At 59.9% G+C, this 22,747-nt stretch carries 19 protein-coding genes and 1 pseudogene; 9 read left to right on the forward strand and 11 right to left on the reverse strand.

Annotated elements, in window-relative coordinates; genetic code table 11:
- The first annotated feature begins 3 nt into the window (after positions 1-3).
- The 3 genes from fixC to BRD58_RS13935 all read left to right on the forward strand — a co-directional run bounded on the left by fixC (position 4) and on the right by BRD58_RS13935 (position 3,007).
- Entirely contained in the window at positions 4-1,296 is a 1,293-nt protein-coding gene (gene fixC, locus BRD58_RS13925) for an FAD-dependent oxidoreductase FixC (RefSeq protein WP_069579138.1), read from the forward strand.
- On the forward strand, positions 1,293-1,580 hold the full coding sequence (locus BRD58_RS13930; RefSeq protein ID WP_015462126.1) for a 4Fe-4S dicluster domain-containing protein: 288 nt from the start codon (positions 1,293-1,295) through the stop codon (positions 1,578-1,580). Before fixC ends, BRD58_RS13930 begins: the two co-directional genes overlap by 4 nt.
- A gap of 110 nt (positions 1,581-1,690) precedes the next feature.
- Positions 1,691-3,007, forward strand: a complete 1,317-nt coding sequence (locus BRD58_RS13935) for an MFS transporter (protein WP_012849497.1) — start codon at positions 1,691-1,693, stop codon at positions 3,005-3,007.
- 71 nt (positions 3,008-3,078) lie between these two features.
- On the opposite strand, the gene aes is transcribed toward BRD58_RS13935, so the two are convergent.
- Complete coding sequence (aes, locus tag BRD58_RS13940; protein ID WP_069579141.1) at positions 3,079-4,050, reverse strand: acetyl esterase; 972 nt, start codon at positions 4,048-4,050, stop codon at positions 3,079-3,081.
- A gap of 480 nt (positions 4,051-4,530) precedes the next feature.
- Here aes and caiF point away from each other — a divergent pair, with 480 nt between their 5' ends.
- From caiF to modD, 3 genes and pseudogenes are all read left to right on the forward strand, one after another.
- Positions 4,531-4,962, forward strand: coding sequence for a carnitine metabolism transcriptional regulator CaiF (gene caiF / locus BRD58_RS13945; RefSeq protein ID WP_034167980.1), 432 nt, complete (start codon positions 4,531-4,533; stop codon positions 4,960-4,962).
- A 532-nt stretch (positions 4,963-5,494) separates the two neighbouring features.
- Positions 5,495-6,316 carry a class I SAM-dependent methyltransferase gene (locus BRD58_RS13950; RefSeq protein ID WP_012849500.1) on the forward strand — a complete coding sequence of 274 codons (822 nt, stop codon included), beginning with the start codon at positions 5,495-5,497 and terminating at the stop codon, positions 6,314-6,316.
- Positions 6,313-7,160, forward strand: a pseudogene (gene modD / locus BRD58_RS13955) (ModD protein). Before BRD58_RS13950 ends, modD begins: the two are co-directional and overlap by 4 nt.
- A gap of 35 nt (positions 7,161-7,195) precedes the next feature.
- Here the strand turns inward: modD and BRD58_RS13960 are convergent.
- Positions 7,196-7,768 carry an Ail/Lom family outer membrane beta-barrel protein gene (locus tag BRD58_RS13960; RefSeq protein WP_012849502.1) on the reverse strand — a complete coding sequence of 191 codons (573 nt, stop codon included), beginning with the start codon at positions 7,766-7,768 and terminating at the stop codon, positions 7,196-7,198.
- A gap of 403 nt (positions 7,769-8,171) precedes the next feature.
- On the opposite strand from BRD58_RS13960, the gene BRD58_RS13965 reads away from it, so the two are divergent.
- A complete protein-coding gene (locus tag BRD58_RS13965; RefSeq protein WP_069579145.1) occupies positions 8,172-8,618 on the forward strand; it encodes a hypothetical protein in 447 nt (148 codons plus the stop codon).
- Between the two features lie 20 nt (positions 8,619-8,638).
- Here the strand turns inward: BRD58_RS13965 and BRD58_RS13970 are convergent, their stop codons facing one another.
- Both BRD58_RS13970 and BRD58_RS13975 read right to left on the reverse strand, forming a co-directional pair.
- The gene (locus tag BRD58_RS13970; RefSeq protein WP_069579148.1) at positions 8,639-9,268 is read right to left on the reverse strand and encodes a ParB N-terminal domain-containing protein; all 630 of its coding nucleotides are present in this window, start codon (positions 9,266-9,268) and stop codon (positions 8,639-8,641) included.
- A gap of 1 nt (position 9,269) precedes the next feature.
- The gene (locus BRD58_RS13975; protein WP_012849506.1) at positions 9,270-10,481 is read right to left on the reverse strand and encodes a phosphoadenosine phosphosulfate reductase; all 1,212 of its coding nucleotides are present in this window, start codon (positions 10,479-10,481) and stop codon (positions 9,270-9,272) included.
- A gap of 348 nt (positions 10,482-10,829) precedes the next feature.
- Between BRD58_RS13975 and BRD58_RS13980 the strand changes: the two genes are divergently transcribed.
- Positions 10,830-12,710 (forward strand): potassium transporter Kup, encoded by a 1,881-nt coding sequence (locus tag BRD58_RS13980; RefSeq protein ID WP_012849508.1) that lies wholly within the window; start codon positions 10,830-10,832, stop codon positions 12,708-12,710.
- A gap of 61 nt (positions 12,711-12,771) precedes the next feature.
- On the opposite strand, the gene BRD58_RS13985 is transcribed toward BRD58_RS13980, so the two are convergent.
- The 5 genes from BRD58_RS13985 to pagP form a co-directional block, all read right to left on the reverse strand.
- Entirely contained in the window at positions 12,772-15,210 is a 2,439-nt protein-coding gene (locus tag BRD58_RS13985; protein ID WP_069579151.1) for a glycogen/starch/alpha-glucan phosphorylase, read from the reverse strand.
- Between the two features lie 124 nt (positions 15,211-15,334).
- A complete protein-coding gene (locus BRD58_RS13990; RefSeq protein WP_012849511.1) occupies positions 15,335-15,775 on the reverse strand; it encodes an ATP-binding protein in 441 nt (146 codons plus the stop codon).
- An 11-nt stretch (positions 15,776-15,786) separates the two neighbouring features.
- Entirely contained in the window at positions 15,787-16,125 is a 339-nt protein-coding gene (locus tag BRD58_RS13995; RefSeq protein WP_012849512.1) for an STAS domain-containing protein, read from the reverse strand.
- Positions 16,122-17,387, reverse strand: a complete 1,266-nt coding sequence (locus BRD58_RS14000) for a PP2C family protein-serine/threonine phosphatase (protein ID WP_012849513.1) — start codon at positions 17,385-17,387, stop codon at positions 16,122-16,124. Before BRD58_RS14000 ends, BRD58_RS13995 begins: the two co-directional genes overlap by 4 nt.
- A gap of 159 nt (positions 17,388-17,546) precedes the next feature.
- Positions 17,547-18,065, reverse strand: a complete 519-nt coding sequence (pagP, locus tag BRD58_RS14005; protein WP_225857756.1) for a lipid IV(A) palmitoyltransferase PagP — start codon at positions 18,063-18,065, stop codon at positions 17,547-17,549.
- A 522-nt stretch (positions 18,066-18,587) separates the two neighbouring features.
- Here pagP and gss point away from each other — a divergent pair.
- Positions 18,588-20,462 (forward strand): bifunctional glutathionylspermidine amidase/synthase, encoded by a 1,875-nt coding sequence (gss, locus tag BRD58_RS14010; RefSeq protein WP_073383425.1) that lies wholly within the window; start codon positions 18,588-18,590, stop codon positions 20,460-20,462.
- 212 nt (positions 20,463-20,674) lie between these two features.
- Here the strand turns inward: gss and BRD58_RS14015 are convergent, their stop codons facing one another.
- Positions 20,675-21,007, reverse strand: a complete 333-nt coding sequence (locus tag BRD58_RS14015; protein ID WP_012849518.1) for an HdeA/HdeB family chaperone — start codon at positions 21,005-21,007, stop codon at positions 20,675-20,677.
- 356 nt (positions 21,008-21,363) lie between these two features.
- Complete coding sequence (locus BRD58_RS14020) at positions 21,364-22,563, reverse strand: chloride channel protein (protein ID WP_309379566.1); 1,200 nt, start codon at positions 22,561-22,563, stop codon at positions 21,364-21,366.
- Positions 22,564-22,747 lie beyond the last annotated feature (184 nt).

A 22,747-nucleotide genomic window follows, 5' to 3' on the forward strand; every position in this document is an offset into this window, starting at 1 on the left:
ACCATGTCTGAAGATGCATTTGACGCGATTATCGTCGGCGCCGGTCTGGCCGGTTGCGTAGCCGCGCTGGTTCTGGCGCGCGCCGGAGCCAACGTGCTGGTGATTGAGCGCGGCAACTACGCCGGCGCCAAAAACGTCACCGGCGGCCGACTGTATGCCCACACTCTGGAGCGTATCATTCCCGGATTCGCCGAGCAGGCGCCGGTTGAGCGCCGCATTACCCACGAGAAGATCTCCTTCCTCACCGCCGACAGCGCCGTCACCCTGGACTACCACAACGCCCGCAACGGGGCGGCCGAGGCGGCCTCCTATTCGGTGCTGCGCGGTAAATTTGATACCTGGCTGATGGAGCAGGCCGAAGCGGCCGGCGCCCAGTTTATCCCCGGCATCCGCGTCGATCGTCTGATCCAACGCGATGGCCGGGTCGTCGGCGTAGAGGCCGACGGCGACGAGCTGGAGGCCAACGTCGTGATCCTGGCGGAAGGGGTCAACGCCCTGCTGGCCGAGCAGATCGGCATGGTACAGCCGCGGGTCGAGGCCAAAAACGTCGCCGTGGGGGTCAAAGAGCTGATCGAACTGCCGCGCGAGCTGCTGGAGGCGCGTTTTGCCCTGCAGGGGAACGACGGCACCGCCTGGCTGTTCGCCGGCACCCCCTCCGACGGCCTGATGGGCGGCGGTTTCCTCTACACCAACGGCGACTCTCTGTCGCTGGGGATCGTCTGCGGTCTGCACCACATTGAGCAGGCGGGGAAATCCATCCCCCAGATGCTGGAAGACTTTAAACAGCACCCGACGGTGCGCCCGCTGATCGAAGGCGGCAAAACCGTCGAGTACGCCGCCCACGTGGTGCCGGAAGCCGGCATCAACATGCAGCCGAAGCTGGTGGCCGACGGCGTCCTGCTGGCCGGCGATGCGGCAGGCATGTGCCTTAACCTGGGCTTTACCATTCGCGGAATGGATCTGGCCATCGCCTCCGGTGAAGCCGCGGCGCGCGCCGTACTGGCCGCCCGAGAAAAGAACGACTTCAGCGCCGCCGGACTGGCCGAGTATCCGCGTCTGCTGGAGAGCCTGCCGGTGATGAAAGAGCTGCGCCACTACCGCAAGGTACCGCAGATGATGGATAACCCGCGCATGTTCACCCAATACCCACAGCTGGCCGCCGACATCATGTCTGCGCTGTTCACCGTCGACGGGCGCCCGCCGCAGCCGCTGCGTAAGACCCTGCTGCAGCACTGCAAACAGGTCGGCTACCTGAATCTGCTCAAAGACGGCATTAAAGGAGTGACAGCACTATGAGCGAACCGGTTAACGTCGATGTCAAACTGGGCATCAATAAGTTCCATGTCGATGAGGGACACCCGCATATCATCATCCGCGAACACCCGAACATGGCGGCGTTCCATACCTTGACCCTGGCCTGTCCGGCGGGGCTGTACAAGCTACAGGACGACGGCACGATTCAGTTCGACTACGCCGGCTGTCTGGAGTGCGGCACCTGCCGCATCCTGGGCGTCGATGACGTCCTGGAGCAGTGGAACTACCCACGCGGCACCTTCGGCGTCGAATACCGCTACGGCTGACCCTCCGGCGGAGACGGCACACCGTTTCCGCCGTATCACAATAATAAGCCGCCTGCCGGCGCCCCGCCTGTCGCGGGGCTTGCATCGCCACTTTTACAGATACCAGGATTATGGAACAGCATAAAAGATTCGATGACATCCGTTTTACACCGGTGCACCGCAAGATCATGCTGTGGGGGAGCGGTGGCCCGTTCCTCGATGGCTACGTTCTGGTGATTATCGGCATCGCCCTTGAGCAGCTGACCCCCCTGCTGCAGCTGGACGCCAATTGGATAGGGATGGTCGGCGCCGCCACGCTGGTCGGGCTGTTCATCGGCACCTCGCTGTTCGGCTATGTGGCGGATCGGGTCGGGCGCCGCCTGATGTTTCTGATCGACATCATCGCCATCGGCGTGATCTCTGCCGCCACCATGTTTGTCACCTCGCCGCTGGAGCTGGTGATCCTGCGCTTTCTAATCGGCATCGTTATCGGCGCCGACTACCCCATCGCCACCTCGATGATCGCCGAATTTTCCTCCACCAAACAGCGCGCCTTCACCATGGGGTTTATCGCCGCCATGTGGTATATCGGCGCTACCGCCGCCGATCTGGTGGGCTATCTGCTGTACGATGTGGAAAACGGCTGGCGCTGGATGCTGGGCAGCGCGATCGTCCCCTGTATCATCATCTTACTGGGCCGGGTCGAGCTGCCGGAGTCGCCGCGCTGGCTGATCCGCAAGGGGCGCCACGCCGAATGCCGCGCGCTGATGATCAAGCTGTTCGGCCAGCCGGTGACCTTTGACGACGAAGCCCCCCAGGAGACCCGCTACCGCGATATCTTCAGCCGCCGTCATCTCTCCTCGATCCTGTTCGTCGCCGCCATCTGGACCTGCCAGGTGATCCCCATGTTCGCCATCTACACCTTTGGCCCGCAGATCGTCACCCTGTTGGGGCTGGAGCAGGGGCGAGAGGCGGTGCTGGGCAACGTGGTGATCAGCCTGTTCTTCATGCTCGGCTGCCTGCCGGCCATGTACTGGCTCAACAGCGTTGGCCGTCGTCCGCTGCTGATCGGCAGCTTCGCCATCATGACCCTGTCGCTGCTGATGCTGGGGTTGGTCGATCAGCCCGGCATCCTGCTGATCGTCAGCGCCTTCGCCCTGTACGCCTTCTTCTCCGGCGGCCCGGGGATCCTACAGTGGCTCTATCCTAATGAGCTGTTTCCCACGGCGATCCGCGCCTCGGCGGTCGGCGCCGCCATGTCGCTGAGCCGCATCGGCACCGTGGTCTCAACCTATGCCCTGCCGCTATTCATGCAGCAGCACGGGATCTCCGCCACCATGCTGGTCGGCGCCGGCATTTCGCTGTTCGGTCTGCTGATCTCGGTGATGATGGCGCCGGAGACTCGCGGGCTGTCGCTGGAGCAAACCAGCCGGATGAAGCTGTTTTAACGCCACTCCGCCCCATGGGCGGGAGCATCGGCCGCGAATCGGCGGGTAGCCCTAAGGCTACCCGCTGCGCATCAGGCAATCTGAAGCTGACGGTAAAAATAGTCGGCGCCGTCGCGCAGGGCGCGGTCGGCGCTCTCCATCATGCGGGAGTAGTGCAGAAAGGCGTGCATCACGCCGGGATACATGTGGTAGCTGCAGGGCTGGCGGTGTTCGCGCAGCGTCTGGTACAGCGCCACGCTGTCGTCCAGCAGCGGATCGAACTGTGCCCCGGCGATAAAGCAGGGGGGAATGCCATAGGTGAGATCGTTGTTAAACAGGCAGTAATAGGGCGACTCCCGCGACGCCGCATCCGGCAGGTAGGCCTGCTCATAGCTCTGCAGATCCGCCTGGGTAAGTCCATCCCAAACGCCGCCGTACAGGCGACGGCTGGCTGAATCCTGCAGACCATACAGACCGTAGTAGAGCAGCACCCCGCGCACCTCGCCGCAGTCGATCCCGCGATCGCGCATCCACAGCACCGTCGCCATCGCCAGCATGGCCCCGGCGGAATCACCGGCAAAGCCAATCCGCGCCATCGGTAGCCCGAACTCATCGGCGCGGCGATGAAAGAACTCACAGACGGCGACGCTCTCCTCGATGGACTGCGGGAAGCGCGCCTCCGGCGACAGGCTGTAATCGATACCGATCACCGCGCAGCGACTGTAGTCGGCCAGCAGGCGCATAATGCGATCGTGGGTATCCAGATTGCCCACAATAAATCCGCCGCCGTGCAGATAAAACAGCACCGCCTGCGCCGGGTGACGCGGAAAGTAGATACGCGTCGCAACCGGGCCATGGGGCGTCTCCACGTTGACCTGCTCACAGCGGGCCATTTCGGCGCCGCCCTGATTCCAATACTGCCGCTCCTGAATATAGGCCTGACGCATCGACGAATAATCTGAACAATTCTGTTCATCCGTTGTATTCTGCTGCTGAAATTGCAGAACCCGCTTCATTTCATCAGAAATGCGCTCAGGGACATTTACTTTATTCTTTTGTTGCATACCGTTCTCCCAATCGACTAACTGATATTTTATGACATACAGAAATGGGTTCTGTGAGCTACGCCATAAGCAGAAAAAACCATTATAAATAATAGAATTACCAGAGTATTTCACGCGAAATACGCCCAGCACCGAGCATCAAAAAATGTAATAAAATAACATCGACAATAATATTCATGATCACCATCATCCCCTCTGCGAGAGCATCATGTTAATGCACCGCGCGATAAGAAATACGAACAATCACGTATTACATACCTAAGCAAAACATTGTTTTAACAACAGTGTCGCGGCGACATTTTTATCAAAAAGATATAAAAATTCATTGTGATTAGCGGCAGCCGTTGGGTATATTCAAATATATCCATAGCCTGTGTGCACAGACGTCAGCGATGCTGTCAGGATGCCTCACGAATATTGCATGACAGGTTACAGAATACTGTTAATTGGATTAATCATTCTGGTTAAATGGGTGGGAATATGTGTAGAGAGTATGCTCAGGAACCTTTATATCTGTCCGTTGCACGCTGGGTGATGCAACAGCAGCGTTGGGTCAGCGCCCGCGAGATAGCCCAACAGTTCGACCTTTCTCCCTGCAAAGCCATCAACACCGTATCCTATATTTTATCCGGCGTGGAGGAGATTACCTGTCAGACCAAGACGGTCCCCAATCAGCTGGAGGGCCGCGGCTGCCAGTGCCAACGCCTGATTCAGGTCAGCCACATCGATGAGCTGATCGCCGCGCGGATCCGCAACGCCATCAACACGGAGAGCGAAGGCACCCCCGCCGATGCAGAGCAGAAGGCAGCGGAGGCCGAGGCCGTCGCGCGCATGGCCATTCGCGTCCCCCCCGATGAGCTCAACCGCGAACAAAAATGGCAGTGGATGCTCTCTAAGGCACAGCGTAAATAAGGGTAGGATCATACCGAGAAAGTTTACCCATCCGCACCATTCCACCCGGCCACCGACGCCCAGAGGGTGGCAGAATCAGTCCGGTGCGGACGGGTAATCATTCAAGATGTCATAGGAGAATATAACGCAAAATACCGCCTGCGTATCGACTCCTGCGACATAAGCCTTACCTTTCCGTTATACAATAAATAACGCATTCAGCGATATATTTATTTATTAGCTAACGTCCGATTTGGCTGATTGCTAAATTTTCCGTGCCGCATGACGCATTATTGGCTCTCCGCCATCCCCTCCGCCCCGTTTTATTCTGCCGCAGGTCGCCGCGCCCCGGCGTCGAACGCTCGCCTGTCCGCATGGGCTGTCGACGTCGGATAAAAAGCGCGTAATATCTTCGTGAGACCACCGGCGTCGGTATCACGCGGCGCTTGACGTCACGCTCGCCGCTTTTCATTATATAAACAAATATATAGCGATGGCGATATCTGCGCCAGCCAACCGCGCTGGCGCGGACGCCCCGCCAAGGAGAAGGGTTATGCTGATCGATGAAATAGACTTCGCCGCGCTGTACCGCCAGCAGCTGAAGCAGGCGCAGCGTTCCACCAAACCGCCGGCGCACTGGGATCGCCGGGCGCAGGCCATGTCAGTCACCTGCGCCGCGCCGCAGGATCCCTACCTGCAGCAGCTGGTGGCGGCGATGGATCTCAGCCGGGCGCAGACCCTGCTGGACGTCGGGTGCGGCCCCGGCAGCGTCTGTCTGGCGACGGCGCCGCGCCTGCGTCAGACCTATGGCCTGGACTACAGCCAGGGTATGCTGGCGGTCGCGGCCCAGCGCGCCGAACACCTGCGCCTGGACAACGTCACGCTGATACAGCGCGCCTGGGAGGAGCCCTGGGACGATATTCCCCGCTGCGACGTCGTCGTCGCCTCGCGCTCGACCCTGGTCGACGATCTGCGCCCGGCGCTGGCCAAGCTTAATCGCCACGCTCGCCAGTGGGTCTACACCACTCATCCGGTCAGCGGCAGCTTCGTTGATCCGCACATCCTACAGGCCATCGGCCGCCCGATCCGCGAGCTACCCAACTATATCTATGCCGTCAATATTCTCTACCAGATGGGGATCCACGCCAGCGTGAGCTTTATCGGCGCGCCCGCCTGCCAGCAGCACGCCGCGACGGCGGCGCAGTTTGCCGATGCCATCGCGTTGGCGCTGGGCGAGATCAGCCCGCAGGAGCGTCAGGCGCTGGAGGCCTATTATCATCACTGCCGGCAGCGGGGACGCGCGCCGGCCGGAGCGCGACGTGACTGGGCGCTGATCGCCTGGCAGCCGCAGCCATTAACGGAGGATCGGGAATGATTTTTATCAGCGACAGCCAGCTGGACGCCTGGCTGCAGGAGGATATCCAGGGGGGGATATCACCACCCGCGCGCTGGGGATCGGCGAACGACGCGGTGAGATGCATTTTTACCACCGTCAGGGGGGCTGCGTCAGCGCCATCGCCCTCACCTGCCGCATGCTGGCCCGACTGGGGCTGGAGAGCATCGCCGCCGTGCGCGACGGCGATCGGGTCGAGCCCGGCGCCCTGCTGCTGCAGGCCCGCGGCAGCGCCGCCGCGCTGCACCAGGGCTGGAAAGCCAGCCAGAATCTGCTGGAGTGGAGCTGCGGGGTCAGCGACTACGCCGCCCGCATGGTGGATATCCTGCGCCGCTACCAGCCCGAGGGGCAGATAGCCTGTACCCGCAAGTCGATTCCCGGCACCCGGCTAGCCGCCATGCAGGCGGTGCTCGACGGCGGCGCCATTCTGCACCGCGCCGGCTGCGCTGAAACCGTTCTGCTGTTCACCAACCACCGGCGTTTCTGGCCGCAGCCCGATGACTGGCGGGGAATGGTGGCGCGCCTGCGTCGTCAGGCGCCGGAAAAGACCCTGATCGTCGAAGCGGACACCCCGCAGGAGGCCGCGGCGGCGCTGGCCGCGCAGCCCGATATTCTGCAGCTGGATAAGTTCACCCTGGCGCAGATAGCGCAGATCCAGACGCAGGCGGCCACGCTGGCCCCCCGCTGCCGCCTGTCGCTGGCCGGTGGGATCAACCTGAACAGCATTGAGACCATCGCTCAGACGGGCGTCGGGCTGCTGATCACCTCAGCACCTTATCACGCGGCGCCGGCGGACATTAAAGTCCGCCTGATGCCCTGCCCCTAACCCCGTCGCGGGGGCACCCGGCCCCCGCCGCTGGCTTAGAAGCGGTAGCCGACACCCAGGTTAAAGCCGTTGATGCTGTGCTTGCTGCCGCCCAGATCGACGCGCGATCCCTCATAGCCCACATCGATGCTCCAGTTGGCCAGCGGGTTGATCTGCAGACCGGCGCCGTACATCAGCGACCCCTTACTGCGCGTTTGCTGCAGACTGCCCTCTTCATAGCCGCCGACCCACACGTCGCGCCAGGCGGCGGAGACCGTGGTCTTATTCACGTTAACCCCCAGCAGCCCATAAACGCTGACGCTATCATTAATCCGCCAGGCCGGGCCCGCCGCCAGAGAGTAATATTTCAGATCCCCATTACCGCGAGAATACTCCAGCCCCGTGCTTTCACTGAACGCCTTGCTGCCGCTCATATAGGTAAAGGAGGTCATCAGGCTAAGGGGAGAGTCCCACTCATAGCGATATTTCAGGTTAACCCCGGCAATATTTTTAAAATCAGCCACCTTGGCCTGAGCATAGCCCAGAGAAACCGTCTGGCCCTCGGCCATTACCGGCGCAGCGGCACCCAGGGAAATCAACAGAGATACTGCGCAAAAACTTTTTTTCATTATGATTATTCCTAAAAATAGACAATATTTAAATTAAGAAACCGTCAGGCACGCCAGCGGCGCGGCGCCAAAATGTCATGAGAGTCTTATTTCGGCGCCGCATGAGCGCCGCTGCGACCGGCGTAAAATACCCTTGCGAAAATACACCAAACATAAACGAACGCGCATTTCTGCGCACGGCAGCGGACAAATAGGAATAGCGGAAAAAATCACATCGATTTTACCGAATGGTCACTTCGGCGTTCATTTAATTGTATTGCAAATGAATCTTCACGCCAAAAAACATCACTAGGAATAATACCAATTTATTTAAAACAGCTTGATCTCGGGGGATAAGAATGAATAATAGCCAGCCTGATTCAACACAGCATCAAAAATAACTAACCAAAAATAGGTATATATAATGAAGAAAATAACTCTGGGTAAGTTCCTTTTTATCGCAGGCGCCTCACTGTTATTAAGCGCCTGCGGCGGGGTACCGCTCCAGCACTATGCCGCCTACGGCACTCCGGTCAACGTCATCGCCCCCGCCGGACAATATAGCGAGTGGCACACCGACAGCAGCAGCCATACGACCGGCGATAGCCATACGCAGTCTCAGGGAAGCTGCACCCAAAGTGAGGACAGCGTGTTCAGCGATGACGGCGTCACCCGCACCCGCCAAAGCAACTGTAACAACAGCAGCCAAACCCACAGTAGCAGCCGTACCAACAGCCGCTCCAGCAGCGTCGGCTTCAGCGTGGGTGGCCCCATCGGGGCCAGTCTGGGGCTGATTAAGCAGATGGAAGAGATGAATCGCCCGCGCGACGGCGGCATAGGGAGCGACATGTTCCGCGACGTCGGCTTTTAAGCCGTCGGCGCGGCTCGCCGCTAATCCACCGTCCATCCCTGGCTGTAGCCCTCGTCAGCAAACAGCTCCGCCAGTCCGCTGATCTGCTTGAGCCGCAGCACCTCATCGGCGTCCATGCCCAGCTCTTCGCCGATGCGCCCCTCATCCCAGCCCAGGCGGTGCAGATCGCGGACGATATCGGACATCGGCGCGATCTGGTGCTTGCCGCGCGCGCGGTTATGGCGGATCGTGGCCGCAATGCGCGCCGCCGCATCCTCACTCGCGCTGACCAGCAGCGTCACCGGCAGATAGCCCTGCAGTCGCTGGCGTAGCGTCACGTTCTTACGGCCCAGAAGGTAACGGTGAAAACCGTCGATCACCACGTAGCGCTCTCCCTGCGCCACCGCCACCACCGGCTGGGTATAGCCGTCCGAAGCCAGCGAACGCTGCAGCAGCCGTTTTTCCACCGGCGCCATCACGTTGGGGTTATAGTCATTGGCCTCAATCCGTTCGTTGGCGATCCACAGCACGCAGTCCACCGGCTCATCGGCAAAGGGACTGTAGCGATGCAGCAGCGTCCGCAGCCGATTAAGCAGCGCGATGCGCTGCGCCGTCGTCGACTGGGACTCCAGCAGGTCGATCAGCGCCTGCTCTAGGGCTTCTAGGGTCATCTCAGATAATCTCCCATTGATGGCGCTTCTGCTGTATGCGCTTAACATAGCGCGCGTAGGCCTGCGGCCGATTGGGGCTAAAGGACAGCGAACGGCACCAGAAATCATTTTTGATCAGGGTCTTACAAATCCGACGCCACGAGGGAATATCGCGGGCTCCCAGATCGCTCTCCTGGCTGTCGGGAATATCCTGCGGGTAGCCGTGGCGCTGATACCAACGCAGGTAAATGGCGATCTTATTGCGGTAATGCTCCGCCGTTTTCTGCGGCATGCTGGCCAACAGATAGTGGACATAGCTTTTCCAGGTGTGCTGGGGCGGCTTGTCGATCTGCCGATTAAGGGCATAAAACGCCCCGCTCTGATTGGCGTAGATAGCGCCGCCGTTGGCGCCGGCGACCCGCGAGCAGGCGCGTCCCCAGGTCGTCGGCTCCAGCACGTGGTACAGCCACAGCCCCTTACGCTGCTCTGGGCCGAAAGGCTCGCAGATACGCATCTGACGCAGCGGCACCCCGGCGCGATACATCAGATCATACAGCGGGTTATAGGGCAGACGCTGCTGCGCGTTAAAATGCCAGATATCGCTGACCTTCCAGTCATACAGCGGATAGGCGGTATAGTAAAAGCCATCCTGAGAGGCGGTCGTCCAGGGCTTGTCGTCGTCGTAGCGCAGCTTGCTTTGCGACGCCACCGCCATAAAGCGGTTCAGGGACTCATCGGCGCGGATCCCCACCAGCGTCGCCATACTCTTACGCCCCGATAGCCAGAGGGAAAAGGCCACCACAAAGGCTTCGAAGCTAATACCCGACGTATAGAACGGAAAGAAGTCCGGATCGGTGATGGCATCCGGCGGCGGCTGGCGCACCCACGTCACCCCCGGCTGCCAGCAGGTCCACTCCGTTTCATACTGCGACACCCCGCTGGCCGTCGTCAGCGGCAGCGCCACCCAAAAGAAACGCTCAATCACATCCTGATAGCGCTGACGCATACTCTCGATATGCTGGATGGTATGGCTGAACTGCACCTCCCAATCGACAAACAGGACGAAGAGACGGCGCTTTTTCCGACGCGCGACCTCGGCAGCGATATGCAATAGAACGGTAGAATCCTTTCCGCCGGAAAATGAAACGCACACCCGAGGAAAAGTTTCAAATACCCAGTTCATCCGGGCATAGGCGGCAACGAAGACGTTCTCCTTTAGCGGGATCTTTTTCATAACTTCCCTATATAATTAATATTTAAACATCATTAAAATAGATAGCAGGCTTAGCGTAATTTGAATATTAAATTTAAATACCAGCGCGACGCCAACGTTTTTTCATCCAACTATTTTGGCGATCACACTTTTATTCTTATAAATAAATATTTGAAATAAACTTCTAGTGACAAATAAATACAGAAAATAATTTAGCATCGGACCGACAGTAATTACGCCGCCGCCGAGTAGCATCAATGGCAACGCCGCGCCGTCGCCAAGGAATAACAATATCGCCCGCTGGGCAATTCATCATAGAAATTGTCTATGCTATACTATGAAAATCAAGTAATTATCAGGAGATATGTCATGCCCGAGCGTACGGATAACGACGCATCCACCGGCAAGCGTCTACCTATCCTGGTATTTGGCGCATTGGGCATCGTCTTTGGCGATATTGGCACCAGTCCGCTCTATACCCTGAAAACGGTACTCTCTCTGGCCGGAAACCCCCATGCCCCCGCGGATGTGCTGGGGCTGCTTTCGCTGGTATTTTGGACGCTGGTCATTATTACCTCGCTTAAATATGCCCTGTGCGTAATGCGCATCGACAACCACGGCGAGGGCGGTATTCTGGCGCTGATGTCCCTGCTGGTGCGCCACAAACATTCGCGCCCGGCCATCGTCATGGCGGCCCTGTTCGGCGCGGCGCTGATCTATGGCGATGGGGCGATCACCCCGGCCATTTCAGTCCTTTCCGCGCTGGAGGGGCTCAATCTGGTCATGCCGCAGCTGGATCCCTATATTCTGCCGGCGACGGTCGTTATTCTGGTGCTGCTGTTTGCACTGCAGCATCTGGGCACCGCGCGGATCAGCAAGCTGTTTGCCCCGATCATGACGCTGTGGTTTCTCTCTATCGCCGCGCTGGGCATCTGGGGTATCAGCCTTCATCCCAGCGTACTGCTGGCGATAAATCCCTACTACGCCATCCACTTTATGCTGACGCACGGCACGCTGAGCTTTGTCGTGCTCGGCGGCGTCTTTCTGTGCGTGACCGGCGCCGAGGCGCTGTACGCCGATATGGGCCACTTTGGCCGTAAGCCGATCTGGGGCGCCTGGTTCGGCATCGTTTTTCCCAGCCTGCTGTTGAACTACGCCGGGCAGGCCGCCCTGGTGCTCTCCGGCGCCGATCTCAGCCAGAACATCTTCTATCTGCTCTGTCCGACGCCGCTGGTGGTCCCGCTGGTGATCCTGGCGACCCTGGCCACCATCATCGCCAGCCAAGCGATTATCAGCGGTGCCTTCTCCATGACGCGCCAGGCTATCCAGCTCGGCTGGCTGCCGCGCCTGCAGATCAAGCAGACCACCGAGGAGAGCTACGGCCAGATCTACATCGGCAGCATCAACCTGATGCTGATGATCGTCACGCTGCTGCTGGCCATCTTCTTCAAGACCTCGGAAAACCTGGCCGCGGCCTACGGCATCGCCGTCTCGCTGACCATGACCCTGACCTCGTCGCTGCTGTTTATCGCCATGCGGGAGATCTGGCGCTGGTCCCTGCCCGCCAGCCTGTGCGCCGCCGGGTTCTTCATGTGCGTGGATCTGCTGTTCCTGTGCGCCAACCTGACCAAGCTGATGGAGGGGGGCTATATCCCGCTGCTGCTGGCGCTGGCCATCTTCACCCTGATGCTGGTCTGGCATAAGGGCAGCCGGATGGTGCTGCGCAAGACCCAGGAGCGCATGATCCCGCTGACCAGCTTCCTGCACACCATTGAGGCGCAGAATATCCCGCGGGTGCCCGGCACCGCCGTATTCCTGACCCGCTCCTCCGCCGGCGTGCCGTCGGTGATGCGCCTGCACGTGCAGCGCAACGGCTCGCTGCACCGTAACGTACTGCTGCTGACTATCCTGGTCGACAATATTCCCTACGTCGCGCCCGCGGAGCGCGTGACCCTGACCCAGATAGCGCCGAATCTGTGGCGCTGTAGCGCACACTACGGCTTTATGGAGCACCCCAACATTCCCCAGCTGCTGAGCGGGGCCGACTTTGAGCACTGCCAGAGCGATCCCAAGGAGATGACCTACTATATCGGCCATGAATCCCTGATGATGAAGGATCGAAACAAGGCGTTTCCTACCTGGCAGCGTAAGATATTCCGCGTCATGATGCGAAATAGTGCTCATGTCACAGACTACTATTATCTGCCCAGCGATCAGGTCGTCGAAATCAACCGCGTGGTGGCGCTGTAACCCCCTCGATACCCTAAAAAAAGGGCGGCCCACAGGCCGCCCTTTGTCGCGCTGTGCAGCGCTATACGTCGGTATTCCAGATATCGCGGCAGTAGCCGCGGATGGTGTAATCGCTGGAGAAGCTCCCCATTCGGCTCATCCCCCGCAGGGTACGGCGATACCACTCGGTATGCCGGCTAAAGTCCAGCTGCGCCTGCTGGTGAGCGTGACGATAGCCATCAAAGTCGGCCAGGTGCATGTAGTAATCCGACGCGGTCAGCATCTCATACAGCGGGCGGAACAGTTCGCGATCGGCGCACAGCTCGCCGGACACCAGCGCGTCCAGCGCCATCTGCAGCGACGGCTGCTGGCTCAGCACCTCATAGGGTCGGTAGCCCTGCGCCTTCTTCTGGGCTATCTGCAGCGTCGTGTGGCCAAACAGGTAAAAGTTCTGCTCGCCGACCGCCTGACGGATTTCGATATTGGCGCCGTCCAGCGTCCCGATCAGCAGCGCGCCGTTCATCGCAAACTTCATGTTGCTGGTGCCGGAAGCCTCCGTACCGGCCATCGATATCTGCTCTGACAGATCGCAGGCGGGGATCAGCCGCTCCGCCAGCGAGACGCTGTAGTCCTCCAGAAACACCACGCGAATAACCCCGTTCACCCGCGGCAGCTGGCTGATGCGCCGCGCCACGCAGTTCACCAGCTGCAGGATCAGCTTGGCCAGGGTATAGCGCGGCGCCGCCTTGCCGGAGAAGAAGTAGATCTTCGGCGTCGCCAGCTCCACGCCCTCCTGCAGACGCTGATACTGGTAGATGATGTGCAGCACGTTGAGCAGCTGGCGCTTATATTCATGGAAACGCTTGGCGTGAACATCAAACATGGCCATCGGATCCAGGGCGATCCGGTAGCGGCTGTAGACATAGTTACTGAGCGCCAGCTTATTGTCGGTTTTAATCCGCCGCACCCGATCCACGACCTGAGCGTCATCGCAATAGTCCGATAGCTGCGCCAAACGATGGGGATCGTCCAGCCACGCCGGACCGATAAGCTCGGTAAAAAACTGCGCCAGCGCGGGGTTGGCCAGCTGCAGCCAGCGGCGATGGGAGATCCCGTTGGTCTGGTTGACGAACTTGTCAGGGGTCAGGCGACTGAACTGCGGCAGCAGCATATCGCGCACCAGCTCGGAGTGGATGGCCGAGACGCCGTTGACCTTATGGCTACCCAGCGTCGCCAGATTCACCATCCGCAGGCGCTTCTCTCCGCTCTCATCGATCAGCGACAGCGATGGCAGCAGCGGCGCGGCATCATCGGGATAGCGACGGCTGACCGTGGTCAGGAAACGGTGGTTAATCTCATAAATCAGCTGCAGATGGCGGGGCAACAGACGCTCCACCAGCGGCAGCGACCAGCACTCCAGCGCCTCCGGCATCAGGGTATGGTTGGTAAACGAACAGGTGCGGCAGGTCATCGACCAGGCCTCATCCCAGCCGATACGGTACTCGTCCACCAGCACCCGCATCAGCTCCACCACGATCAGCGCCGGATGCGTATCGTTAATGTGCACGGCCGCCCACTCCGGCAGTCGGCGAATATCCTGGTGCTCGGCGAAGAAATCACGCAGCAGGTCGCGCACGGTGCAGGCGACCAGAAAGTACTCCTGAGTCAGACGCAGCTCTTTACCGGAGAGAATTTCGTCGGAGGGGTAGAGGATCTTGGAGATATTCTCGCTGCCAATCTTCTCGCCGACCGCCTGCAGGTAGTCCCCCTGGTTAAAGATGAGAATATCGAAGGAGTCGGAGGCCGCCGCATGGTACAGACGCAGGCGGTTAACCCCTTTATCCTCACCGCCGCTGACGTAATAGTCGTTGGGGACGCCCAGCAGCACCTTCCACTCCAACCACATCGGGTTATAGTTTCCCTGCGCGTCGAAGCCATGCTCTATGCGCCCGTAGATCGGAATGATCATGCTCTGGCTCGGATGCTGGATAATCCAGGGCGAGGCGGCCGAGTGCCACTCGTCCGGTTTTTCGATCTGCTGATCATTGATGATCAGCTGCCGGAACAGACCGTACTCATACTTGATGCCGTGACCGCTGGCGGCGACGTCCAGGGTCGCCAGCGAATCCATAAAGCAGGCGGCCAGTCGCCCCAGGCCGCCGTTGCCCAGCGCGGCGTCCGGCTCGCTATCGAACAGCGCCTCCAGCGCCTGCCCCTCGGCCGCCAGGGCCGCCTGCGCCGTTGCGTACAGCCCCAGATTCTGCAGGTTAAAACGCAGCGATTGGCCGATCAGAAACTCCATCGACAGGTAGTACACCCGCTTACGCTGCTGATGCGCGTGACGCTGCCGGGTTTGGCAGTAGGCATCATACAGGCGATCGCGCACCACCAGCGCCAGGGCGTTGAACCAGTCCCGCTGGCCCGCCGCCGCCGGCTCCATACCGACGCGATGGCGCAGCGCACAGACAATCTGACGCTGCATACGGCTTTCACTGCTCTCGCTTTCCGCGCTATAGGACATAGCTGCTACCCCTGTTATCTCGGCGTGATACGCCGTGGGCTCTGCGGCGCGCTGCGCCCTGAGCCGTCGTTCCCTTCGCCATCGCCGACGCGCTATGCGCCCGGCCCGCGATCCCCGTCATGCGCTATGGCGCGCACGTACCGCCGCCCAGCGGCAGATACTTGATCAGCCGCTGCTCATTTCCTCCCGCGCTGTAGCGGTAGTGGTACTCATCGGTCATTTGGCGGATCAATAGCATGCCCATGCCATGCTCCGGCCAGCTGCACGGATCGTCCATCTGGGGATCCGGTGCCGTCGGCCGCAGCGCCTCGGCGGGGATCGGCTGCCCGCGATCGCGCAGCACCACCTCCAGATGTCGGGGGTGACGCGTCAGGGTTATCGCCACCGGATACGCCCCCGCCTGGCCGTGGCGCACGATATTGCTGAAGGACTCATTGGCAGCCAGCTCCAGCTGGAACAGCACATCAGGCGGCGCGCCGCTAAAAAACTCCTGCAGCGCGGCCCCCAGCGGGGCCAGGCTATCCAGCGTCGCCGCCAGCGGAAATGAATAGGTGCGCAGCTTCATCGCCTACCGCCTCAGGCGCCGTGCTGCGCCAACATCTGCTGGCGATCCGTACCGATATGAAAAACGCGATCCATCCGGGTGATGCGGAACATGCCCTGAATATTTTCATTCAGCCCGCATAGCAGCAGATCGCCCCGATTGTTTAATAGCTTCAGCAGCGAGACCAAGGCCCCCAGGCAGCTACTGTCGATGAAGTCCACCTGGCTGAAGTCCAGTAGCAGCCGATAGTGCCCCTGCTCGATCAGCGTAACGACGTTCTGACGAAATACCCCGGCAACCGACGCATCCAGGCGGCGGATCAGCGGTGAGACAATCGTCAGGCCATCCACTTCCTCTACGGCAAGATTCATATATTCTCCTCTACCCGTCCCTGCAGGTCATCGGCACAGCGGGTGATCATCAACAGTGAAATATCATCGGAAAAGCGCTGATGCGGGGTTCCCTCATCGGGGCTGTGCCAGCGCGAGAGAGCGGCGGCCAGCGTCTGCAGCAGCTGCGGCGCCGCCGCGTGGCTCTGCGCCTGCAGCTCACGGCGCAGGCGGAGCTCGCCGAACAGTTCGCCCTGCGGGCTGTCGCACTCGCTGACGCCATCGCTGTACAGACACAGCCGATCGCCGGGCGCCAGCGTCAGCGTATGATCCTCATACGCAGCCCACTCAAACAGACCTATCGGCAGCCCGCCGTCGCCAACGCCGCTCAGGCTGCCGTCCGCCCGGATCCACAGCGGCGTAGGATGCCCGGCCTGGCACAGGGCTATCTGACCGTTACGGGTATCCAGCACCCCATACACCAGGGTGAAGTAGCGCATGACGCCATCCTCCTGCGGCTCCAGGCAAAAGCGACGATTAAGCTCGCCCACCACCTGGTGCGGCGGCGCAGGCGCCTGGGCCGACGGGGAGAACAGCAGGCTGTGGGTCAACAGCGCGCTGTTAAACTCCTGCGCCACCGACTGCGCCAGCATGGCGGCGCTTACGCCGTGTCCGGCCACATCCACGCAGTAGAACGCCAGATGATGCGTATCCAGCAGAACGTAGTTCAGCAGATCGCCGGACACATAGGCCGAGGGCAAAAACAGCCAGTCGGCATGGAAGCCGTTAATGGTTTGGTCGTGAGAGGGCAGCAGGTTGCGCTGCATCGCGGCGGCGGCCTGCAGATCGGATTCGATCTGCTGGTAGGCATGGGCCAGCGTGGCGTTGCGCGCCGCCAGCGTGGCCTCCAGAGAGATGATGCGCTGGGCGGCATGCAGGCGACTGCGCAGCTGCCCCTGATTGAGGGGTTTCGTCAAAAAATCGTCGGCACCGGCCGCCATTCCGGCCAGCATATCCTCAGTCGACTGGCGGATAGTCAACAGGATCAGATAGATATAGTGACCGTAGTCTCCGGCGCGGATCGCCCGGCACAGCGCGGCGCCGTCCATCAGCGGCATCTCCCAGTCGCTGATCACAATATGCACCCGGTGGCTCGCCAGACACGCCAGCGCCTGCTCACCGTCCTGCGCCTCGATAACCCGGTATTGCCAACGCGCCAGGATCGTCGCCAGCAGGCGGCGATAGCCCGGTGAGTCATCCACAATCAATACCGTATCGGCAAGCAAGACGCTCTCCGCTACCATGGTCATCCCCCGGGACGCGCCCGCTGACGTAATAACCGAGTACCCTGTAGCAAAGATAGATAACAACCCGGCGGCTCACCAATTTTTCCGCCGTATTTTATCGTCGGGCGCGCGCTAAACGGCGCCGTCCGCACCGTGAATCATGCCCCCTGCGCCGCGTTAAAACTGCAGCCTCAGCCAGGCAAAATAGACGTTACCGTTATCATAGGTGCCTGGAATATACGTCATTTGCAGCGTCAGCGGACCATAGCCGACGGAGGCCATCGGCAAGATCACCGGGATCGGGATATAGCGCCAGTTATCACGCATGGTCACCCCCACGGTATAGCCGGCGCCCCAATGAAAGTCCGAGCCCTCCAGCGGGCGCCAGGTTGCCTCCCAACCATAGCCGCCGATCGGCTCCCACTTATTAAACGAGTCTTTAAACGCCATCAGGTACAGGCCGTGCCAGTTACCCTTCTCATCCCAGCGGGACTGCCCAAAACCGGCGCCCCACGGACGCTCGTTGTAGCTATCGATCTTCTCCTGGCTATAGGCAAAGCGGGCGTGCCACGTAATCGCCGGCAGGTACAGATCGTAATGCTGCGGCTGTTCCCAGGTCTGAACAATATTGTTGCGTAACGTGTCCAGCATCCCGGGCTCAGCGGCAAAGGCCGCCCCAGTCAAAAAGAGGGGCAATGCCGCCAACGCGGCCAGAATATCATTATGCGTTTTCACTAAAACGGGTTCACTCTATTTTATTTAATGCAGGCGCTCATAGCATAACAATACAAACACAAACCTTCTATAAACAAACAGCATCGCGCCAACAGAACGACACCGCCGATAACAATCAGTTTATTATCAATTAGATACAAATAAAAACACGGTGTTAAACTCGCCGCAGAGAATGCGATTAATATGCGCTAACGTATTCAAATTACGATTTATTTGATGAACGAAGCACCGTGGTGCTATCCCTGAAAAGGATAATCCATGCGCTATAAAATAAGAGTTTTCTCACACAATAGGCATATTTCACTTTTATTGACTGCGTAGCCGCAGCGCGACCGCCCGCCCTTTCTGCCCGCGCCGTTGCCGCCCCGTAAGTTAGTGCTATGATGAATCCACCTCTGTCTGGCTGGCGCCAGCGACTTGCCATGACGGCACCCTTTTCACCCTGCCAGCCAGCTCCAGCAGCGTTATACTGAGGTCAGGATCATGAGCGTAGATATCACCCACAATGACGCCCCTTTTGGTACTTTGCTTGGCTATGCGCCGGGCGGCGTCGCAATTTACTCCTCCGACTATAGCACGCTGGATCCCCGGGTTTATCCCGATGAAGCCTCCCTGCGCAGCTACATCGACGACGAATATATGGGCCACAAGTGGCAGTGCGTCGAATTTGCCCGTCGCTTTCTATTTCTGAACTACGGCGTCGTATTTACCGACGTCGGCATGGCCTATGAAATTTTCTCTCTGCGTTTTCTGCGTCAGGTCGTTAACGATAGCCTGCTACCGCTGCAGGCCTTCGCCAACGGTTCGGCGCGGGCGCCGGTCGCCGGCGCGCTGCTGATCTGGCAGAAAGGCGGTGAATTCAAGGATACCGGCCACGTTGCCGTCATCACCCAGCTGCTGGGCGACCGGGTACGCATCGCCGAACAAAACGTTATCCACGCCCCGCTGCCGCCGGGACAGCAGTGGACGCGGGAGCTCACGCTGCAGCGACACCAGGGCCGCTATACCATTCGGGACTCGTTTGACGACACCGAAATCCTCGGCTGGATGATCCATACCGACGACGCCCGCGACAGCTTACCCCAGCCCACCCTGGCGCCGCCGATGATGGCGCTGCACGACGCCCGACGCAGCGATAAGGGGACCTTTGACGGCCGCTGGCTGAATGAAAGCGATCCCCTCGAAAACGCCTATGTACAGGCTAATGGGCACGTCATCAACCAAAACCCGTATCAATATGTCACCATCAGCGAAAGCGCCGAACAGGAGCTGATCAAGGCCACCAATGAGCTGCACCTGATGTACCTGCACGCCACCGATAAGGTGCTGCGCGACGACAGTCTGCTGGCGCTGTTCGATATTCCCAAGATCCTCTGGCCGCGCCTGCGCCTCTCCTGGCAGCAGCGCCGTCACTGCATGATCACCGGGCGCATGGACTTCTGTATGGATGAGCGAGGGCTGAAGGTCTACGAATACAACGCAGACTCGGCCTCCTGCCATACGGAGGCCGCGCTGATCCTGCAGCGCTGGGCGAAGCAGGGCGACGGCGTACCGGGCTACAACCCGGGCGAGGATCTGCTCAACGAGCTGGCCGGTGCCTGGCGCCACAGCCACGCCCGCCCGTTTGTCCACATCATGCAGGATAACGACGTCGAGGAGAGCTATCACGCGCTCTTTATGCAGCGGGCGCTGTCGCAGGCCGGCTTCGATAGCAAGATAGTCAAAGGGCTGGCGGCGCTGCGCTGGGACGCCACCGGTCAGCTGATCGACGACGAGGAGCGCCAGGTGAACTGCGTTTGGAAAACCTGGGCATGGGAGACCGCCCTGGAGCAGGTACGGGAGGTCAGCGATGCTGAATATGCCGCGGTGCCCATCCGCACCGGCCAGCCGGAAAACCAGGTGCGGCTGATCGACGTTCTGCTGCGTCCGGAAATCATGGTGTTCGAACCGCTGTGGACCGTCATCCCCGGAAACAAGGCGATCCTCCCGATCCTGTGGTCGCTGTTCCCCCACCACCGCTATCTCCTGGATACCGACTTTGAGCCGACGCCGGCGCTGATCCGCAGCGGCTACGCCGTTAAGCCGATCGCCGGGCGCTGTGGCAGTAATATCGATCTGGTCAGCCGCCATGAGGAGGTGCTCGATACCACCAGCGGGAAATTCCGCGACCAGAAGAATATTTATCAGCAGCTATGGTGCCTACCGCGGGTGGCGGACAAGCATATCCAGGTCTGTACCTTTACCGTGGGCGGTAGCTACGGCGGCGCCTGCCTGCGCGCAGACAGCGCATTGGTGATCAAGAAAGAGAGTGATATCGAGCCGCTTATCGTGCTCAAAGACAGTGAGTTTCTGAAGTAGGTGCCGACCTAAGCCCGTCAAGCGGCGGGCTTAGGTGCGACGGAGAGCCTATTCCAGCAGAGGCTGGCGTTGACACGCGCCGGACCGCGCAGATCCCCTACGCGTTCCCGCTCGTCAGACGCCTACGCTGACTGATGGGATAGGCTCTATCTCCGTGACATCATGGGCATTGACCGCCATCCGCTCAGCGCAAAGGGCGTGCGCGCCCGGCGTTATTCTGAAACCAGCTCCTGGACCTGATTACGGAATTCGACAATTTTCTTACCCGGCTCTTTTTTACAGACTTTAATCACCTTCGGCACCATGACCGTCTGTACCTTCTGCCAATCAACATAGTCGCCGTTTTTATAGTCGCGATCCTTATTGACCACCCAGACCATCACCGGCGTCATCGCCTTCGGGTTCATCTGGGTAAACTCATGGCAAGTCATGGTTTCCGGCGTGGTTACCGTGGCCATCGTCAGCTCCTGAGCGCAGGCGTTGCCAGCCAGTGCCAGAGTCAGCGCCAGTACGGAACCACCCATAAATGTTGTTTTACTTTTCATTGCAAACTCCTTATTAAGTAATATTCTCGCTAGACGCACTCGATACTGCTTCTTTTATAAATATCATTTTTATTCTGTTTGCATAATAAAAAGCAGTAAAAAAACACCGGCACTCTGTACATCTTTTCGGACAGGCGTCCAGTGCCACAAATAGATTAGAAAGGAAGGGGGTAGATATAATCTATTTTTTATTTAAAAAATAATAAAGCAGCGCACTTATCGACAATAAATCAAAATAAACTCTTCTTCCGCACGTACTGTATAAATTTATTTTTAAGCGACGAGATACATAGCGCGTCGATATCACAGCGCACGCCGCAGAATATCATGCGCCGCCGCATTTTCACGCCGCGCCCCTAGGGTCCCAGCAGACGGCGTGCCGCCGTAGCGCCGACGATCGCCAACAGCATCGGCAGCAGAAAGTCTGGGCTGATATGGGTTAGCTCGAACACCAGCAGCAGCGCGGTCAGCGGCATTCCCATTGAGGCGGATAAAAACGCCCCGGCGCCGACGACGGCGAACGCCCCCAGCGCGGTGCCCGGCCACAGCTTTAGCCACAGGCTCCCCACGATGCAGGCCAACAGCGCGCCGTTGGCCAACGCTGGCGTCATCAGCCCTCCGCGCGCCCCCGCCCGCAGAGCCGCCATCTGCACCGCCACCTTCGCACACAGCAAAAGTCCGGCCAACCCAATGCCCACGTCGCTATTAAAGCTGAGCCAGGTCGCCCCTTTTCCGTTGCCGGGCAACTGCGGTAGCCACAGGCTGAGCAGCGCCAGCAGCAGAAAGGCCAACAGATTATCCCGGATCAGTCGAACATCACGCGTAGAGTGGGATTCAGCCAAACGCCCCAGGCGAGCAAACAGCACCCCTGCGCCGCCAAACAGCGGACCAAACAGCAGCGACCAGAGGAGCAGCCCCTCCGTCACCCGGTACCCCGGCATAGAGTATTGGTACTCATCCCCCAGTCCGATCCGGGCGACCAGCGTCGCCACTGTGCAGCAGACCAGCGCCGGGATCACCGCCCTCGCTCGCCAACTCTTCAGCAGCACCTCCAGCGTAAACAGAGCGCCGGCCACCGGCACATTGTACACCGCCGCCAAACCGGCCCCGGCGCCGCAGGCAATCAGCGTACGCGTCTGCGGTGGCGTAATCCCCAGCGCAAAGGCCAGACGCTCCGCGCCCAGGGCCCCCATCTCCCGCGGCGCAGACTCCCGCCCCAGCGGCGATCCCATACCGACCGTCATCACCTGCAGCGCGGCATGCAGCATGCTTTCCCACGTCGGCATCCGCGACGCCGGAGTGCGTAGCGCATCGCGCACGCTGACCAGACCACGCCCATAGCGGTACAGCGCGTACCACCCCACGCCGGCTACGCCGCCCGCCGCCATCAACGCCGTAAAGCGGCGCCACGGCGCCGCATCGCTAACCCCCTGTAGAAAAGACTCACGGCTGATGATCGCATCCAGGCTATAGCCATAGGCAAGATGCTGCACGCTGTGCAGCAGCAGGGCGACCAGCCACCCGGCCACCCCGGCGGTCCCCCCCGTCAGCAGCATCGCCAGCGTAAAGCGACCCCAGCGCCGCCAACCAAATACATCACCCCGCTTACGCACCGTCACCGCCCATCGCCCCATCATCACTGTCAGTGACCATAGCACAGCCTGCGCCAGGCTATCCTGCCGCCGCCGCGTCAATATTGTTATCTTTTCTTACACGCCGGAAACCGGACGCCACCATCCA

Origin of the sequence: Edwardsiella piscicida (assembly GCF_001896205.1) — a bacterium.
Lineage (GTDB): Bacteria > Pseudomonadota > Gammaproteobacteria > Enterobacterales > Enterobacteriaceae > Edwardsiella > Edwardsiella piscicida.

Bases quoted from the DNA above. Each gene is read 5' to 3' on its own strand.
- BRD58_RS13950 (WP_012849500.1), top strand. From the start codon at position 5,495: ATGCTGATCGATGAAATAGACTTCGCCGCGCTGTACCGCCAGCAGCTG.
- BRD58_RS14020 (WP_309379566.1), bottom strand. From the start codon at position 22,563: ATGCTGCTGACGGGGGGGACCGCCGGGGTGGCCGGGTGGCTGGTCGCC.
- BRD58_RS14000 (WP_012849513.1), bottom strand. From the start codon at position 17,387: ATGGTAGCGGAGAGCGTCTTGCTTGCCGATACGGTATTGATTGTGGAT.
- BRD58_RS14015 (WP_012849518.1), bottom strand. From the start codon at position 21,007: ATGAAAAGTAAAACAACATTTATGGGTGGTTCCGTACTGGCGCTGACT.
- fixC (WP_069579138.1), top strand. From the start codon at position 4: ATGTCTGAAGATGCATTTGACGCGATTATCGTCGGCGCCGGTCTGGCC.
- gss (WP_073383425.1), top strand. From the start codon at position 18,588: ATGAGCGTAGATATCACCCACAATGACGCCCCTTTTGGTACTTTGCTT.
- BRD58_RS13975 (WP_012849506.1), bottom strand. From the start codon at position 10,481: ATGAAAAAGATCCCGCTAAAGGAGAACGTCTTCGTTGCCGCCTATGCC.
- BRD58_RS13930 (WP_015462126.1), top strand. From the start codon at position 1,293: ATGAGCGAACCGGTTAACGTCGATGTCAAACTGGGCATCAATAAGTTC.
- BRD58_RS13990 (WP_012849511.1), bottom strand. From the start codon at position 15,775: ATGAAGCTGCGCACCTATTCATTTCCGCTGGCGGCGACGCTGGATAGC.
- aes (WP_069579141.1), bottom strand. From the start codon at position 4,050: ATGCAACAAAAGAATAAAGTAAATGTCCCTGAGCGCATTTCTGATGAA.
- BRD58_RS13970 (WP_069579148.1), bottom strand. From the start codon at position 9,268: ATGACCCTAGAAGCCCTAGAGCAGGCGCTGATCGACCTGCTGGAGTCC.
- BRD58_RS13980 (WP_012849508.1), top strand. From the start codon at position 10,830: ATGCCCGAGCGTACGGATAACGACGCATCCACCGGCAAGCGTCTACCT.
- BRD58_RS13965 (WP_069579145.1), top strand. From the start codon at position 8,172: ATGAAGAAAATAACTCTGGGTAAGTTCCTTTTTATCGCAGGCGCCTCA.
- BRD58_RS13995 (WP_012849512.1), bottom strand. From the start codon at position 16,125: ATGAATCTTGCCGTAGAGGAAGTGGATGGCCTGACGATTGTCTCACCG.
- BRD58_RS13960 (WP_012849502.1), bottom strand. From the start codon at position 7,768: ATGAAAAAAAGTTTTTGCGCAGTATCTCTGTTGATTTCCCTGGGTGCC.
- BRD58_RS13935 (WP_012849497.1), top strand. From the start codon at position 1,691: ATGGAACAGCATAAAAGATTCGATGACATCCGTTTTACACCGGTGCAC.
- caiF (WP_034167980.1), top strand. From the start codon at position 4,531: ATGTGTAGAGAGTATGCTCAGGAACCTTTATATCTGTCCGTTGCACGC.
- BRD58_RS13985 (WP_069579151.1), bottom strand. From the start codon at position 15,210: ATGTCCTATAGCGCGGAAAGCGAGAGCAGTGAAAGCCGTATGCAGCGT.